This window comes from Winogradskyella luteola (genome assembly GCF_019203985.1).
GTDB classification, from domain to species: domain Bacteria; phylum Bacteroidota; class Bacteroidia; order Flavobacteriales; family Flavobacteriaceae; genus Winogradskyella; species Winogradskyella luteola.
This window is the reverse complement of the sequence record NZ_JAGSPD010000004.1, coordinates 142,095-156,727: the sequence shown is the minus strand read 5'-3', so window position 1 is coordinate 156,727 and position 14,633 is coordinate 142,095. Positions and strand designations below refer to the sequence as shown.

The window sequence follows — 14,633 nt, the reverse complement described above, 5'->3', positions numbered from 1 at the left end:
AAATTATTGCAAAACAAAAACATATAAGTAATGTCAAAAGTTACAGGTAAAGTTGCACAAATCGTAGGTCCAGTTATTGATGTAGAATTCGCTGCTGGCTCAGAGCTTCCAAAGATTTATGATTCATTAGAAATTAACAACCAAGATGGTTCTAAATTAGTACTAGAAGTACAATCTCACATTGGTGAAGATACGGTACGTACTATTGCTATGGATTCTTCTGATGGTTTAAGTAGAGGAACAGAAGTTCATGCAACTGGTGCTCCTATCCAAATGCCAATTGGTGAAGATGTTTACGGACGTCTTTTTAATGTAATTGGTGATGCTATAGACGGATTGGGTGATTTACCTAAAGCTGGTGAAGCAGGTTTGCCTATTCACAGACAAGCTCCTAAATTTGAAGATTTATCAACCTCTACTGAGGTTTTATTTACTGGTATTAAAGTTATCGATTTAATTGAGCCTTATGCAAAAGGTGGTAAAATTGGATTGTTTGGTGGTGCTGGTGTTGGTAAAACAGTATTAATTCAGGAATTGATTAATAATATTGCAAAAGGTCACGGTGGACTTTCTGTATTTGCTGGTGTTGGTGAAAGAACACGTGAAGGAAATGATTTACTTCGTGAAATGCTAGAGTCAGGTATTATTAAATATGGTGATGACTTTATGCATTCAATGGGAGAAGGTGGATGGGATCTTAAAAAAGTAGATAAATCTGCTATGAAAGATTCTAAAGCAACTTTCGTGTTCGGACAAATGAATGAGCCTCCTGGAGCTCGTGCTCGTGTGGCACTTTCTGGATTAACAATAGCGGAATATTTCCGTGATGGTGCTGGTGACGGACAAGGAAAAGATGTACTTTTCTTCGTTGATAACATCTTCCGTTTTACACAAGCTGGTTCTGAGGTATCTGCATTATTAGGCCGTATGCCTTCTGCGGTAGGTTATCAACCGACATTAGCAACTGAGATGGGTGCAATGCAAGAGCGTATTACCTCTACTAAGAAGGGTTCTATTACATCTGTACAGGCAGTTTATGTACCTGCGGATGATTTAACAGATCCTGCTCCTGCAACAACCTTTGCTCACTTAGATGCAACAACTGTATTATCTCGTAAGATTGCTGAGCTTGGTATTTATCCTGCGGTAGATCCACTAGATTCTACATCAAGAATTTTAACTGCTGATATTTTAGGTGATGACCACTATGACTGTGCTCAGAGAGTGAAAGAGTTATTACAACGCTATAAGGAATTACAAGATATTATTGCTATTCTTGGTATGGAAGAATTATCTGAAGAAGATAAATTAGCTGTAGGTAGAGCAAGACGTGTACAACGTTTCTTATCTCAACCATTCCACGTAGCAGAACAGTTTACAGGTATACCAGGTGTATTGGTAGATATTAAAGAAACGATTAAAGGTTTTAACATGATTATGGATGGTGAATTAGATCACTTACCTGAAGCTGCATTTAACCTTAAAGGTTCTATTGAAGAAGCTATTGAAGCAGGAGAGAAAATGCTTGCTGAGGCATAAATTAGTAAGCAGTAATTCGGTTTACAGTCCTTAGTAAAGCTGTAAAGCTGTAAGCTGCAAACTGCAAACCATAAAGAATATGTATTTAGAAATTGTATCACCAGAAGCTACTCTATTTAGTTCAGAAGTTGACTCTGTGGTTGTACCTGGGGTAAATGGTGAGTTTGAGATGTTAAAAGATCATGCACCTATCGTTTCAATTTTGAAAGAAGGTACAATTAGAGTTAATACACATACCCAAAGTCATTTGGTCTTTGATGAATTACACGCTGCTGTAATACCTCATAATGATGACAAGAAAGTACTGACTGTAAAGATTAATTCTGGTACCATTGAAATGAAAGATAATAAGCTAATTATTTTAGCTGATTAGAAAATAACCCTTAGAGAAGTTATTATTCAACCAGCTTCTTTTAGCTCAAGTGGCGGAATTGGTAGACGCGCTGGATTCAAAATCCAGTTCCTTCGGGAGTGTGGGTTCGATTCCCACCTTGAGTACTGTAATAATCCCTTAATTGATTGATAATAAATCTTTTAGAGGATTATTTTTTTGCATATTCCCCAAATAATAAAATTTATGATGTTTTGAAAGCCTTGTAGTGTCTGGCTTGAGAGTTAATTGAAGTTGTAGCAAGTTATAATAAAAAACTTATCCATCAAAGAAAATTTTATTCTTTGGGACTCCTACTACTTTATGCTGTCTATATAATGAATCTCGTACTAATTAATGGGGTAGTACCAAGAAAACTAAATAGCCACCCACAAATACTTGAAAGTGGTCTATCGTTCGATATATTTAATGTATTTACTTCTTATTTCCGATTGAGCATGTTCTTATACCAAAAGGAGCATATAAGGGGCAAAAGCTTATAAAACTAGTTAGTATAAAGATTCCTGCTACAACTAATAGAATAATTCCCAAAGTACCAGAAATAATCTCTTTGAAATATAACACTCCGACTATAGCAGCGATTATTATTCTAATAACTCTATCTGCTGTTCCCATATTTTTCTTCATCTTATTTAGTTTTAAATTTATAAAACAAAGATTGTAAATCAACATGAGCTATGCAGTGACTATAGTCACAAACAACTAACTAAGTTTTATTTCGCCAGAATCTTGTGTTATTTTACCTTCAATTTCAAGTTTTTTAAGCATCCTTGTGATTACTTCTCTAGCAGTTCCTAATTCATTAGCTATTTGGCTATGACTCATTTTTATGGAGATACTATTTGTAACTTCTGCTTTGTTTTTAAGATGTTCATATAACCTTTTGTCCATTCTATCTGTCAACAAATGACCAATAGTGTCTAATAATTCTGAATATCGAAGATTAAATTGGTCATAAAAAAGTTGATTAAAGTCTGGAAAATCATTCAACCATTTAGGAAGTAATCTAACAGGTACAAGCAGAATTTTAGCATCTTCCTCGATTGATGCGTAAACTTTACTTGGGGTATTTTTTAGAGAGGCGTAAAAGGTCATTACACAACTTTGAGAAGGTTGAATGTAGTAAAGTAATAATTCCTTATCGTTAAACCTTGAATAGACTTTGACAATTCCTTCGAGTACAATAGGTAAAACTTTAACATATTGCTCCTCTCGTAAAATCTCTGTACCCTTTGGAAATGTATTTATTGATGATTCTGCCAAAACCTTTTCAAGTAAAGGAGGCTTTAAAAAAGATAAGACACTTTCATCAAAATCCATACTGATAGCAATTTGTTAACTAACCCTAAAATACAAACTTCAGAAAAAACAGAAAAGAAACATTACCATGACTTAAATAGTCCTTATTCAAAAATAAAGCCTAATGACCACATTTGTAGTCAAACCCAAAGAAAATCTTGAGAACTTATTTACTCCATTACTTTCATTGACTCTGTAATAGTCATTAATGGCATTTTGCCTGTTTGAGATATTCCAAACAGATGCACCAATTTCTGACCGAAATGTATTGCTTATTTTAAACTTGTAGATAGCGGAAGTATCAATTCTCATATAATCAATTAACCTTTGACCATTACCTTCATCAAAATTCACATCATCATCTACAATCTCATTACCAACTAACGGTATAGTAGTTGGGTTTCCCGTTCGGTAATTTAATCCTGCTGAAACATTCCAAGATTTATTACTAAAAGTTGTACCCAAAGTAACTGAATGTGTTATGTCAAAGTTGCTCGGAAACTCAATATCTTCAAGAGTTTCAAATGTATAAATATTATTTATGTAAGAATAGCTTAACCAACTATTGAAATTACCAAAAGTTTTTCTGCAGAGAAACTCAAATCCATAGACATCATAACTGCCTTTTTCTTTTGAAAATTCATATTTGGTAGTGAAACTCTGACTTTGGGTGGTTATCCCATTAACTGTTTTATAATATCCCTTGGCGTCTAAAAGCCAACCACTATTCTTATACAGTATTCCAAATGAAGCTTGTTTGCTTTGTAATACAGGAATACTATCGTTATCGGCTAGTTGCCATCGTCTTTTTTCAATACCTAAAAAGTCATTTTGGAAATTGACGATTTGCGAAGTGCTTTGGTGCTTAAATTCTCCTTGCGCCTCAATTTCAAAATGTTCCCCAATTGATTTTCTAAGGCTTAATCTAGGTTCGACTATCAATTTTTCAAAACGAGTGAGATAGTTCGCTCTTACACCACCTCTAACTGAAAAGTCGTTATTTGAGCTTTTATACCAAGCTTGACCGAAGACTGCATGTTCTCTCAATATTTCTTCATCACGTCTCACAAAACGAGGTAAATCAATATCGTTTAAATTAATAACTTCAGTTTCCGTGAATTGATAGCCAAGATTAAAACGCCATCTATTTTCCTCATATAAGTTATTCAATTGAACACTTGTTTCAGAGACAATGTTTTCTTGTAACTGAAGCTGATTATTTAAAACATCTGCGTTAAGAGCTTCGAGCTTATACTCATTATCATAAACATTAATGGTTGAGGACAGCTTTTCATTCCATTGCCTTTTATAGTTTAATCCAATAGCAATTGTATTTTGAGAAATACCGCTTCTTCTTGATTGTGAAATTCCATTAACATCGGCAGTTTCATTAAAGCCTAAATCGTTGTTAATCAAAATAAAGTTTAGCCTTAAAAAATCTTTGTTCGTTGGCTGATATAACCATCTTAAAGAAGCATCATAAAAATCAAACTCTTGATTAGAATTAGTGACATTAGCAACATTATTGTCTGCTTCCGTTTCTTGAATCACTCTTTCAAAATAGACATCGTAAGTTGGTGTTCTGACAAAATCATCTAATGACTTTCTTGAAGCTATTTGCAATGATGATTTATTTCCTATTGGTATGTTTGAAAACAACTCCGCATTTAAGAAGTTGAGTCCAAAAACGCTATTGAATTTTGAATCGATTTGTTTGTCTGTTTGCATGTGGATTGTTCCTGAAACTCCATCTGTCAATGCTACATCCGAACCATTATTAATAACACTTGCACTTTGTGTCATAAGTGGGTTAAAACTTGATATGAGACCAAAGAAGTGTCCTGTCTGATACATTTTTATATCATCCCAAAGCATTAAATTCTGGTCATTAGAGCCTCCTCTAATATTAATGTTTGAGACTGTTTCATCAACACTCAAAACACTTGGTAGTGCTTGAACAGTCTGCAAAACATCCGATTCAATAAGACCAGGTAACAAGCTGAACTTTTTATAATCAATGGATGTTGTCCAGTCTTGTCTTTTGTCAATTCCACGAACCAAATAAGTTTCAATAAGTACAGGTGCTATGACCTCTTGTTGAGCAAACATTGCTACTGTTGAACAGGCTTTTAAGTTGAAGTATTTTAATTGACGTTCTATGGTCTTGAATCCAATATGCCTGATGGTCAATACCTCATTTAAAGATTTGAGTTCAATTTCAAAATAACCCTTGTCATCAGTTACAGCATAAACAAACTTACTCGTTACCGTAGCTGAAACGAGTGGACTTTGTGATTCAGAATCTATAATATAACCGCACAACTGAATTGCTTTAGAAATAGTATATACCATATCGCTGACCCTCTCAAAGATTAGGTTAGTTTGATTTTCGAGATTCTTAATTTTAGCTGATAGTTTTAAATCCTTCGGTATAGGTGCTACAACAATATCTTTTAGAAGACTGCTTTCATAATTAAAAGTGATTAAGTGAACCTGTGAAATTTCTTCAAGAACTTTAGAAATAGGTACACCCTGTTCAGAATTTTGTCCTAATATTTGATATAGTGGAAAGACACTTAATAACAGAAATATGTAAAATCTAGTTCTCCCCATTCGTAATAATGACCTTGTTTGTGTCGATTTTATAGGTCAAATTAAAGGGCTTAGAGATTGATTTTAGGGCGTTTTCAAGATTATCATGTTCAAAAGCACCTGTGAATTGAATGTTCAAATCAGATGGATGCTGAACTTCTATATCGTATTGTTTTTCGAGTTCAATGATAACATCTTCAAAAGAAGCGTTTTCAAAAACACTCATATTTTTTAACCAATATGGCTCGGCTATCGTAATTTTAGATTTAGAACCTTTTCCTGATGATAAGATAAACTCTGTTCCAGCAGGTAACTTAACATTCTCATCATCAAATGCAACTTGCACCAAACCTTCATAACATGAGACTTTAAAAATACTATCTCTCGACATCACATTAAACTCTGTGCCCAGAACGCTTACAGTACCAAAAGGCGTATTAACATCGAATCGTTTTCCTTTTTCTACATCGAAAAAAGCTTCCCCAAATAAATCCAACGATCTATTTGTATTCCATTTAGAATTATTGTATTGTAGCTCGGATAGCTCGTTGAGATTAACAATTGAGTTGTCAGGCAAGGTAATGACTTCATTTTGGGCTAAAGTAGTCTTAAAAGAACTAATTTGGTCTTTATTTAAAAATGTAAAGAGTGCAAAACCAACAATAAAAATTGCAGCTATACTAGATACAACTTTTACCCAATTGATAGAATTATTACTTTTGGAAACTAGTTTCTCATCCAATGCATTAAAAGATTCGACTTTGGCATTTATACTACCGTTGAATCTTTGAGCTTCTTCAATAATCTCCTTATATAGGTCAGCATCTTCTAATGCATTGAAAGCCTTTGACTCTTCCCCTGTAAGGTCATTATTTAACCATTTTATTACTAATTGCTCTTTATCCATAACATGCTGTTATATTTTTAAAACAACTCAAAACATAATTGTCCCAAAATTATTTTCGATTTAGTTCTTCAAGCTCTTCTTTAAGTTTATTTAAAGCCCCATATATTCTGTGTTCGGCTACCTTTTTGGTAATGCCTAAAATTTCAGCTACTTCTTTGTGAGTTTTGCCATCTACTTTATTCAATAGGAAAGCAACTCGTTCCTCTTCCTTTAAATCTGCCAAGGCACATTCAAACCGCTTTAAAAACTCTTTTTTTCGCAACACAAATTCAGGGGATTCATTTGTGTAATCTTTTGGTTTTACTTGCTGATACTTCAATACTACTTTTTGATGTTTTACTTCGTTGAGCATCATATTATTTGCTGTGGTGTATAAATACGATTTAACGGCTTCTGGCTTAATTTTTGAACAATTCTCCCATAACTTAATAAACGCTTCTTGTACCTTATCAGAAGGGTTTAGAAGCTCTCCATACTTATAAAATAAAATATTACTCAATGACTGTGCATATTTCTCGTAAAGCTTAGAAAAGCGGATTTTATCACATATATCTTGGTGCAATGATTTTGGCAAGGGAAAACGTTTTTTGATTTTAAAAATGAAAGATAAATAAAAAAAAATCTATTTTTTCTTGGGACAATTTTTTAGTCAGTTGTTTTAAGAATAAAGAGCCTAAATAAGGTAAATCAAAAAACGAACTCGATTAATTAAAACATGTATTATGAAAACATTAAAACCAATCTCATTACTAGTTCTTGGTGTTCTTTTTACAATGACATCTTGTAGAACTGAAGACGATTTAGCAATTGACCCTCCTACTGAAGAAACAATCGAAGCAAATTCTACGGTAGCCAATTTAATGAGCAGAACAGCCTTTAATGATGGTTCAAGCGATAACATAATAGACAACGCTAGTTGTTTAAGTGTTCAACTTCCAGTTACAGTTACAGTCAACGGTATTGAACTAACCATTGATGATGAGGATGGTTATGAAGACATTGAGGATATTATCGATTTGTTTGATGATGATGTGGACTCTGTTGTTATCTCCTATCCAATAACTGTTGTATTAACAGATTATTCAACTGTTGTTGTTAATTCAGATTCCGAATTAGCGGCACTAACAGCGAATTGTGTAGGCGAAAACGAAGATGATGATGATATAGAATGTATTGACTTCCAATATCCAATTACGGCATCTGTTTTTGATGAGAACAATGATTTAATCAATACCATTACTATCAACAATGATAATGATATGTACGATTTTATCGATGATTTAGATGAATTTGCAGCTGTAACCATTAACTTCCCAATTACCGTAATTTTTGCAGATGGCTCTACACAGACCATTAATTCTATACAAGAGCTAGAGGATGCTATTGAGATGGCAGATGATACTTGCGATGAAGACGATGACAATGATTTCGATGATGATGATTGTGATAACTGTACGACCAATGACCTTGAAACCGTTTTTGCTGATTGTTCTGAATGGACAGTTGACAAACTAGAGAGAAATGATAATGACCTTGAAGATAACTATGTAGGCTATGTATTTGAGTTTAATAGTGATGGAACTATTCTAGTTACTCAAGGGGCTAATACATTCAATGGGACTTGGGAAGCTTCAGGTTCGGGTAATAATATTTCAGTTGTAATTAATGTTACTGGACTGCCAGACTTTAACGATACTTGGAACTTACATGAAATTGAGCAAGATGATGATGAAGTTGATGTTGATTTAAGACTAGGTGACGATAGGTTGCGATTTGAGAGTGATTGTCAATCTGGTGGAAACATTGATGATACAGCATTGGTAAATGCTCTTACAAATGGCGATTGGTATGTAACATACTTTTTTGACGATACAGATGAAACCGCAGACTTTGCAGATTATGTTTTCAATTTTGCATCTGACAATACGGCAACAGCAACTGATATGAGTGGAACTACTAATGGTTCTTGGTCAACAACTTCAGGAGATGATACAGAACTTGGATTAAACCTAAACTTTGGTACTGGGATTCCGTTAGACGAGTTAGCAGACGATTGGGATGTTCTTGAAGTTACTAATGATATTATAAGGCTTAAAGATGTTAGCGGAGGGGATGGTTCTGAAGACTTTTTGACTTTTGAGCGAGAGCCTTTTGACGGTGGCAATGGCAATGATAATTTGGAAGCTATCCTAACAGATGGGTTGTGGATTGTAGCCTCTTATACCGAAGATGCAGATGACCAAACTTCTGATTATACAGGTTATGAGTTAGATTTTAATATGGATGGGGCTGTATCAGCTTCCAATGGTTCTAACACCAACAATGGAACATGGTCAGTATTTAGTTCTGGTAATCATATGACTTTAGATTTCGGAACGGATATGCCTTTTGAAGAATTTAATGATGATGATTGGGATGTGATTTCTGTAACTAGTACAGAAGTCGTTATACAAGATGTTAGCGGAGGCGGAGGTGGAACAGATACCCTAACACTTCAAAAACTATAATATTAAAACATATTTAAATCAAATAATTATGAAAAAAATATTCAATCTAGGGCTATTAGTAATGTTAAGCTTTTCGTTAATGTCATCCATGTGTTCAAGTGATGATGACGATGGAAGCCCAAACAACAATAGTCAACAAATAGCTGAAATTGAGAGTACAGCACAATCTGGAACTTGGCGAATCACAAACTTTAATGATTCAGGAGAAAATGAAACTTCCGATTTCAATGGGTATGACTTTACATTTAATTCTGATGGTTCATTGGTGGCTACTAATGGTTCAAATACAATAACAGGAACTTGGTCAGTTACAGATGATAGTAACAGTAGTGATGATAGTAGTAGTGATGACGATATAGATTTCAATATTTTCTTCCCTGTACCAGATGACAATGATTTTGAAGACCTAAATGATGATTGGGATGTGGTAACTACAACATCTACAAGAATTGAACTCATTGATATTAGTGGAGGAAATGGTGGCACAGATATGCTCACATTTGAAAGAAATTAAGGGTTTAAGTTAATAATTGTCCCTTAGCTGTAAAATTCGGATAGAGTGAGCCATATATAAAAACTGGGTTATAATTAATAATTATGGTCATATGCCTTCTTGTCTCTAATTACTGTTTTGATCTATTGATGCTCTAGGGGACTTTCTAAAACTTCAAGGACTTTAATACGAAGTTTTTTTAATAGAAAAAATAATTTTTTTAGCTTCTATTTTAATGCAGAATCTAGGGTGATTATTTTTTTACTTTACATAAATTTAACTTGATAAATGGCAATTGAAAGAAAATAAATGAGATGTAGTTTTTGAAGATTGTGTAAAACGATTTATCAATGTAATATGTTGAAAAGATAAATCAAAAATTGCTACTCATATCTTAGGCTTATAAAATAGGTTATAGATAATTAACATAACTTTAGTTTTTTTGTATATAACAAAAGCTTAATTTGTTGTTCATTATTACTAACTAAGGTGTTATGGTGGAAAACGAAAACATAGATATGCAAGCTATTAATGAGTCTGGAAATCATATTGTTAATACTAAATGTAGGCAGAAGCAAATTTCGATCCAAAAGTCAGCTTTTTCTATTAAGGTTCCAGTTAAAGGAGTGGAACACTATAAAGTTGATAATAAGAATTATGTCGTAAAATCAGGAGAGTTTTTAGTTGTTAATCAAAACCAATCTATTGATGTTTCAATAAAATCCAATCAAGACGTAATTGGTAAATGTGTGTATTTAGATGAGAAGATGGTTAATGAAATAATGAATGACATTTTCAATAGAGATTTTCTATCTCGTTGCGATACTACTTTTGATTTCAACTTATATAATGGTAAGTATAATTTTGGTAATGATGGTCTATCTCGTATCTTGGTGAATCTTGTTAACTGCACTAACACTAATGATAATGATAATGAAGAATGGTATTATAGTTTAGCTTTTGAAATGCTTAAACATCAGATTGGAATAAATAAGCTGATGAATCAATTAAATATTTCAAAAGTTTCAACTAAACAAGAACTACATTCTAGGTTGAATAAAGCAAAGTCGTTTATTAATGATAACTTTTACAAAGATTTGACCATCGATAACATAAGTTTAAATGCAAACATCTCTAAATTTCATCTTATAAGAACTTTTAAAGATGTTTATGGGGACACACCCTATAATTATTTAACAAAAATTAGATTAGCTAAAGCAAATGAGCTATTAAGTTATGACAGCTTATCTCTTGAAGAAATTGCTTTAAAAACAGGATTTAATGACCGCCAGAATTTATCTCGAAATTTTAAAAAGGCTTTTGGCTTTTGTCCTTCAAAATTAAAAGTTTTTTAAATTTATTTATTCTGTTAATTAAGCTATGCAAACTATAAGCTAGTTTTAAAATACAGTTTATAAATAATAACTTCCTTATTATAATATACCTACTGTAAACATTATCACATTTAGATATTAGCAATATTTGAATGCTCTACTTAATAAAGATAACTTATCATTATCAAAAGTTTAATTATTAATCAAATTCATCATGAAAAAATCAGTAATCATTTTATGTTTATTATTTGTAGGTTTTGTATATGGACAAAATCAAGTTAAAGAGGTAAGAGTAGATACTTTAACCGCTACTAAAAAAGGAAAAACGTTATCCTCTATTAGAACCCTAAAGCATGCTCGTTTGGTTAAAGAAGTTAAGCAAGAATCATCAAAATATAACAAAGCAAGATTAAAGGTCAACCCAGTAGCTGAAACAAAAAAGCAATTAAAAGAGATTAAACAAGGAAATAGACAGGAAGTCAAAAAAGCTAAACTTCTAAAAAGCATAAAAACTTTAAAAGAAAAAAAATCTAACTCTAAAAAGGCAGTTGGTAATTTAGGATTTCAAAATAAAGAAAACATAGCATATAGTGAACTGGGTTTGCGTTTAGAGATTAAAACACTTAGTGCTGATGAGTTAACGTCTCTTTTAGGTATAGGTTTAAAAGAGATTTAATAATGTTATACTGAACAATCAAAGTACTATGTAATAGGCTTAAAAAAAATCAGCATTTAATTTATGAAAAAAACAATTTTAGTATTATTTGGAATACTTTTATTTATTGGTAATTCAGATGCACAAGAACTAGGAAGAAGACCAAATTTAGGTGTTTCATTACAACCTCTAACTCCTCAGATTTCAAAAGAACTCAGCTACCAAGGTAATGCCAAAACCTTTGTTAAAGAAGTACATAAGAATACTACAGGTGCTAATTTAAAAATACAGGAAAAAGATATTTTAATAGATTATGGTGGTGTTCCTGTTGGTTCGGGTTTTTATAATCTTATCAAAGACAAATATAGAGAAGGAGATAAAATTACAGCTACCGTTTTTAGAAATGGAAAAGTAAAAAAACTTAAAGGCAAAGTTGTTGGTACAATCAAAGAAAGTTCAATATATGCTGATATTATATACGATTATGTAGATTTCGAAGGCAAATTAAGAAGTATCTTGTATTTGCCTAAAGATAAGCTACATAAAGATCTTCCTGTAATTTATTATGTACAAGGCTTTAGTTGTGCCTCAATAGAACAAATTAATAATTATAAGAATAGTTCAGTCAATCAATTAATCGAGGGGTTTATTAAAAAAGGTTATGCCGTTTATAGAGTTGAAAAATTAGGTATGGGTGACTCTATGAATAATAAACATTGTGTTGAAGTTGATGCAAAAACAGAAATAGATGGATTTAGAGAAGGGCTTAAACGATTAAAAGAGTATAAATATATTAATAGTAATAATATTTTTATTTGGGGACATTCTTTAGGAGCGATGCAGGCTCCTTTTATTGCAAGAGATATTGGAGTTAGAGGTATTATAGGGTATGGTTACGTAGCGAAGTCATGGTATGATTATATCATTGATATATTCACAGTTCAATTACCAATAATAGAGAATATTAGTTATGGAGGTATGCAAGAAAAAATAAATAGTTTAAGAATGCCATTGTACGAGTTTTTGTATGAAGATGAAAGTTTAAAAACACTTATAGATAAATACCCTGTAGAAGATATGGAATTCATTTTTAAAGCTTTGGGATATAATGGGCAAACCATTATGGGGCGAAATCCAATTTTTTTACAGAGTTTGAATAAAATGAATTTATTGAAAGAACATCAAGAAATTAAAATTCCTACTCTTTCTTTATATGGTGCATCAGATTTAGCGGCCATTGGTGGCGGATTTAGTGTTAAGTTAATAGCTAATGCCATAAATCAAGTTGCACCTGGGAAAGGTTTTTATAAAATAATTCCCGAGACAAACCATCATTTATCAAAAGTAGGCAGTATAGAAGATAATGTTAAGGTTTTAAACGCAAAACAAACTTGGCAAAATGCGCAAGAAAATTTTAATGAAGACATAATTGTTATTACTGATGAATGGATAAAAAAACAAATTATGATGGACTAAAATTATAAGTGATTTATTTATGAATCATTGAGAAAGAATGTAAAAATGCTATCAACTCTCTGCTGCTATCTTCATTGCTTGCATTTTAACGTCCTATAATCGGAATTTAAATCGAAGTAGAATTAAAATAATAAATTATGAAAACAACCTTATTGCTCATTTTAATTTTTTGTTCATCATTAGTTTTAGGACAAGAAAATATTCTACAAGCCTCAGGTAAAGTTTGTAAAAACCTAAGTTCTATAGAGTATGAAATAAGTCAAAAACCAGAAAAAGGGAAATACGGATTTCCTACAATTAAAGCAAATATAACGCAACAAAAAGCTGACGTCAAAGATATTGGATTTGGAAAAGCTCTAATTAAAGTTAAGGGTACGATAGAAGAAAAAGGAGTTTCAGAACCTTTTTCTTTTTCTTACGATGGAAGTCAGTTTTTATTTCAGCGAGGAGAAAGCAAAGTTAAAAGATATACAAAACCCACTCGTGGAATAGTTATGGGCTTATTGCAACAATATTTATTTATGTTACATATTCGACCTTTCTCTGAGGAAACACCCTATAAACCTTTGTCTAACATTTTTCATAAATTTCAGCATGTAGGAGAAGATGTTATAAATGAGAAGAAATATCAAATAATTAAAAGTGTTTCAGGTATTTTAATGCCTACTAATAAGAATGGTAAATCACTTCAAACAAAGAATAAAAAACCAATACAAGCAGTCCATATTTTTTGGATAGATAGTGAGTCTAAATTACCCATATTTTATACGGATAAATTTAATCATAAGACAATTTCCATAAAGAAGCTCAATAAGAATTATCAGAAGTCATATTTTACTTTGATAAACAAGAATACTTCTGTACAGGAACGTTCGTATCAAGAAACACAACAAGATATTTCAGGCGAAAATTTATTGAAAGTAAATAGTTTAGCGCCAAAATGGTCTGGTGTTTCGCAAAATGGAGAAAAGTTTTCCTCTGAACAATTAAAAGAAAAGGTTGTTTTAATTGACTTTTGGGGTACATGGTGTCCTCCGTGTATTATAGCAATGCCAATGATCGAGCGATTAGAGCAGTTATATAAGAATAATAAAGATGTAGTGATTATAGGTGTGTCAGCAGGAGAAAAAAAGCCCCAAGCGGCAGAAAACTATTTCAAAAATAAAGGTTATAGTTATATACATATTCCTAATGGAGATGATATAGCAGAAATTTTTAAGATTAAATCATACCCAACTATGTATATTATAGACAAGTCTGGAATTATAGTTCAGTCAACTAGCGGTTTTGACTCGAATGATTTTGAACAATCGAAGATAGTAATTAATAAACATATGAAATAACTAGTTTAACACAATAGCGGTAACTGATTAGAAGGTGATTGTTAGCTTTATATAAATATGATTCTGATGTAATTTTCACAATTAATTTATTTTGAAA

13 protein-coding genes and 1 tRNA gene are annotated in these 14,633 nt (G+C 32.1%); 9 read left to right on the top strand and 5 right to left on the bottom strand.

The window, feature by feature from the left end; all coding sequences use genetic code 11:
• Window positions 1–30: 30 nt before the first annotated feature.
• The 3 genes from atpD (at window position 31) to KCG49_RS06470 (ending at window position 2,037) form a co-directional block, all read left to right on the top strand.
• Complete coding sequence (atpD, locus tag KCG49_RS06480; protein WP_218545372.1) at window positions 31–1,539, top strand: F0F1 ATP synthase subunit beta; 1,509 nt, start codon at window positions 31–33, stop codon at window positions 1,537–1,539.
• Between the two features lie 79 nt (window positions 1,540–1,618).
• On the top strand, window positions 1,619–1,912 hold the full coding sequence (locus KCG49_RS06475) for a F0F1 ATP synthase subunit delta/epsilon (protein ID WP_218545371.1): 294 nt from the start codon (window positions 1,619–1,621) through the stop codon (window positions 1,910–1,912).
• 43 nt (window positions 1,913–1,955) lie between these two features.
• Window positions 1,956–2,037, top strand: a tRNA-Leu gene (locus KCG49_RS06470).
• Window positions 2,038–2,344: 307 nt separating this feature from the next.
• Here the strand turns inward: KCG49_RS06470 and KCG49_RS06465 are convergent.
• The 5 genes from KCG49_RS06465 to KCG49_RS06445 all read right to left on the bottom strand — a co-directional run bounded on the left by KCG49_RS06465 (window position 2,345) and on the right by KCG49_RS06445 (window position 7,302).
• Entirely contained in the window at window positions 2,345–2,557 is a 213-nt protein-coding gene (locus KCG49_RS06465; protein ID WP_218545370.1) for a YgaP family membrane protein, read from the bottom strand.
• Between the two features lie 75 nt (window positions 2,558–2,632).
• The gene (locus KCG49_RS06460; protein WP_218545369.1) at window positions 2,633–3,250 is read right to left on the bottom strand and encodes a Crp/Fnr family transcriptional regulator; all 618 of its coding nucleotides are present in this window, start codon (window positions 3,248–3,250) and stop codon (window positions 2,633–2,635) included.
• Window positions 3,251–3,337: 87 nt separating this feature from the next.
• Window positions 3,338–5,842 (bottom strand): TonB-dependent receptor, encoded by a 2,505-nt coding sequence (locus tag KCG49_RS06455; RefSeq protein WP_218545368.1) that lies wholly within the window; start codon window positions 5,840–5,842, stop codon window positions 3,338–3,340.
• Window positions 5,829–6,728: a FecR family protein gene (locus KCG49_RS06450; RefSeq protein ID WP_218545367.1), complete on the bottom strand. Its 900-nt coding sequence runs from the start codon at window positions 6,726–6,728 to the stop codon at window positions 5,829–5,831. The genes KCG49_RS06455 and KCG49_RS06450 overlap by 14 nt, the downstream gene beginning before the upstream one ends.
• Before the next feature lie 49 nt (window positions 6,729–6,777).
• Window positions 6,778–7,302, bottom strand: coding sequence for an RNA polymerase sigma factor (locus KCG49_RS06445; RefSeq protein ID WP_218545366.1), 525 nt, complete (start codon window positions 7,300–7,302; stop codon window positions 6,778–6,780).
• A gap of 148 nt (window positions 7,303–7,450) precedes the next feature.
• Between KCG49_RS06445 and KCG49_RS06440 the strand changes: the two genes are divergently transcribed.
• From KCG49_RS06440 to KCG49_RS06415, 6 genes are all read left to right on the top strand, one after another.
• Window positions 7,451–9,235 (top strand): hypothetical protein, encoded by a 1,785-nt coding sequence (locus KCG49_RS06440; protein WP_218545365.1) that lies wholly within the window; start codon window positions 7,451–7,453, stop codon window positions 9,233–9,235.
• A gap of 28 nt (window positions 9,236–9,263) precedes the next feature.
• Window positions 9,264–9,749 carry a hypothetical protein gene (locus KCG49_RS06435; RefSeq protein WP_256259897.1) on the top strand — a complete coding sequence of 162 codons (486 nt, stop codon included), beginning with the start codon at window positions 9,264–9,266 and terminating at the stop codon, window positions 9,747–9,749.
• 473 nt (window positions 9,750–10,222) lie between these two features.
• The gene (locus KCG49_RS06430; RefSeq protein WP_218545364.1) at window positions 10,223–11,083 is read left to right on the top strand and encodes a helix-turn-helix domain-containing protein; all 861 of its coding nucleotides are present in this window, start codon (window positions 10,223–10,225) and stop codon (window positions 11,081–11,083) included.
• Window positions 11,084–11,276: 193 nt separating this feature from the next.
• Entirely contained in the window at window positions 11,277–11,738 is a 462-nt protein-coding gene (locus KCG49_RS06425; protein ID WP_218545363.1) for a hypothetical protein, read from the top strand.
• A gap of 63 nt (window positions 11,739–11,801) precedes the next feature.
• Complete coding sequence (locus tag KCG49_RS06420) at window positions 11,802–13,193, top strand: hypothetical protein (RefSeq protein WP_218545362.1); 1,392 nt, start codon at window positions 11,802–11,804, stop codon at window positions 13,191–13,193.
• 137 nt (window positions 13,194–13,330) lie between these two features.
• On the top strand, window positions 13,331–14,536 hold the full coding sequence (locus KCG49_RS06415; protein ID WP_218545361.1) for a TlpA family protein disulfide reductase: 1,206 nt from the start codon (window positions 13,331–13,333) through the stop codon (window positions 14,534–14,536).
• Window positions 14,537–14,633 lie beyond the last annotated feature (97 nt).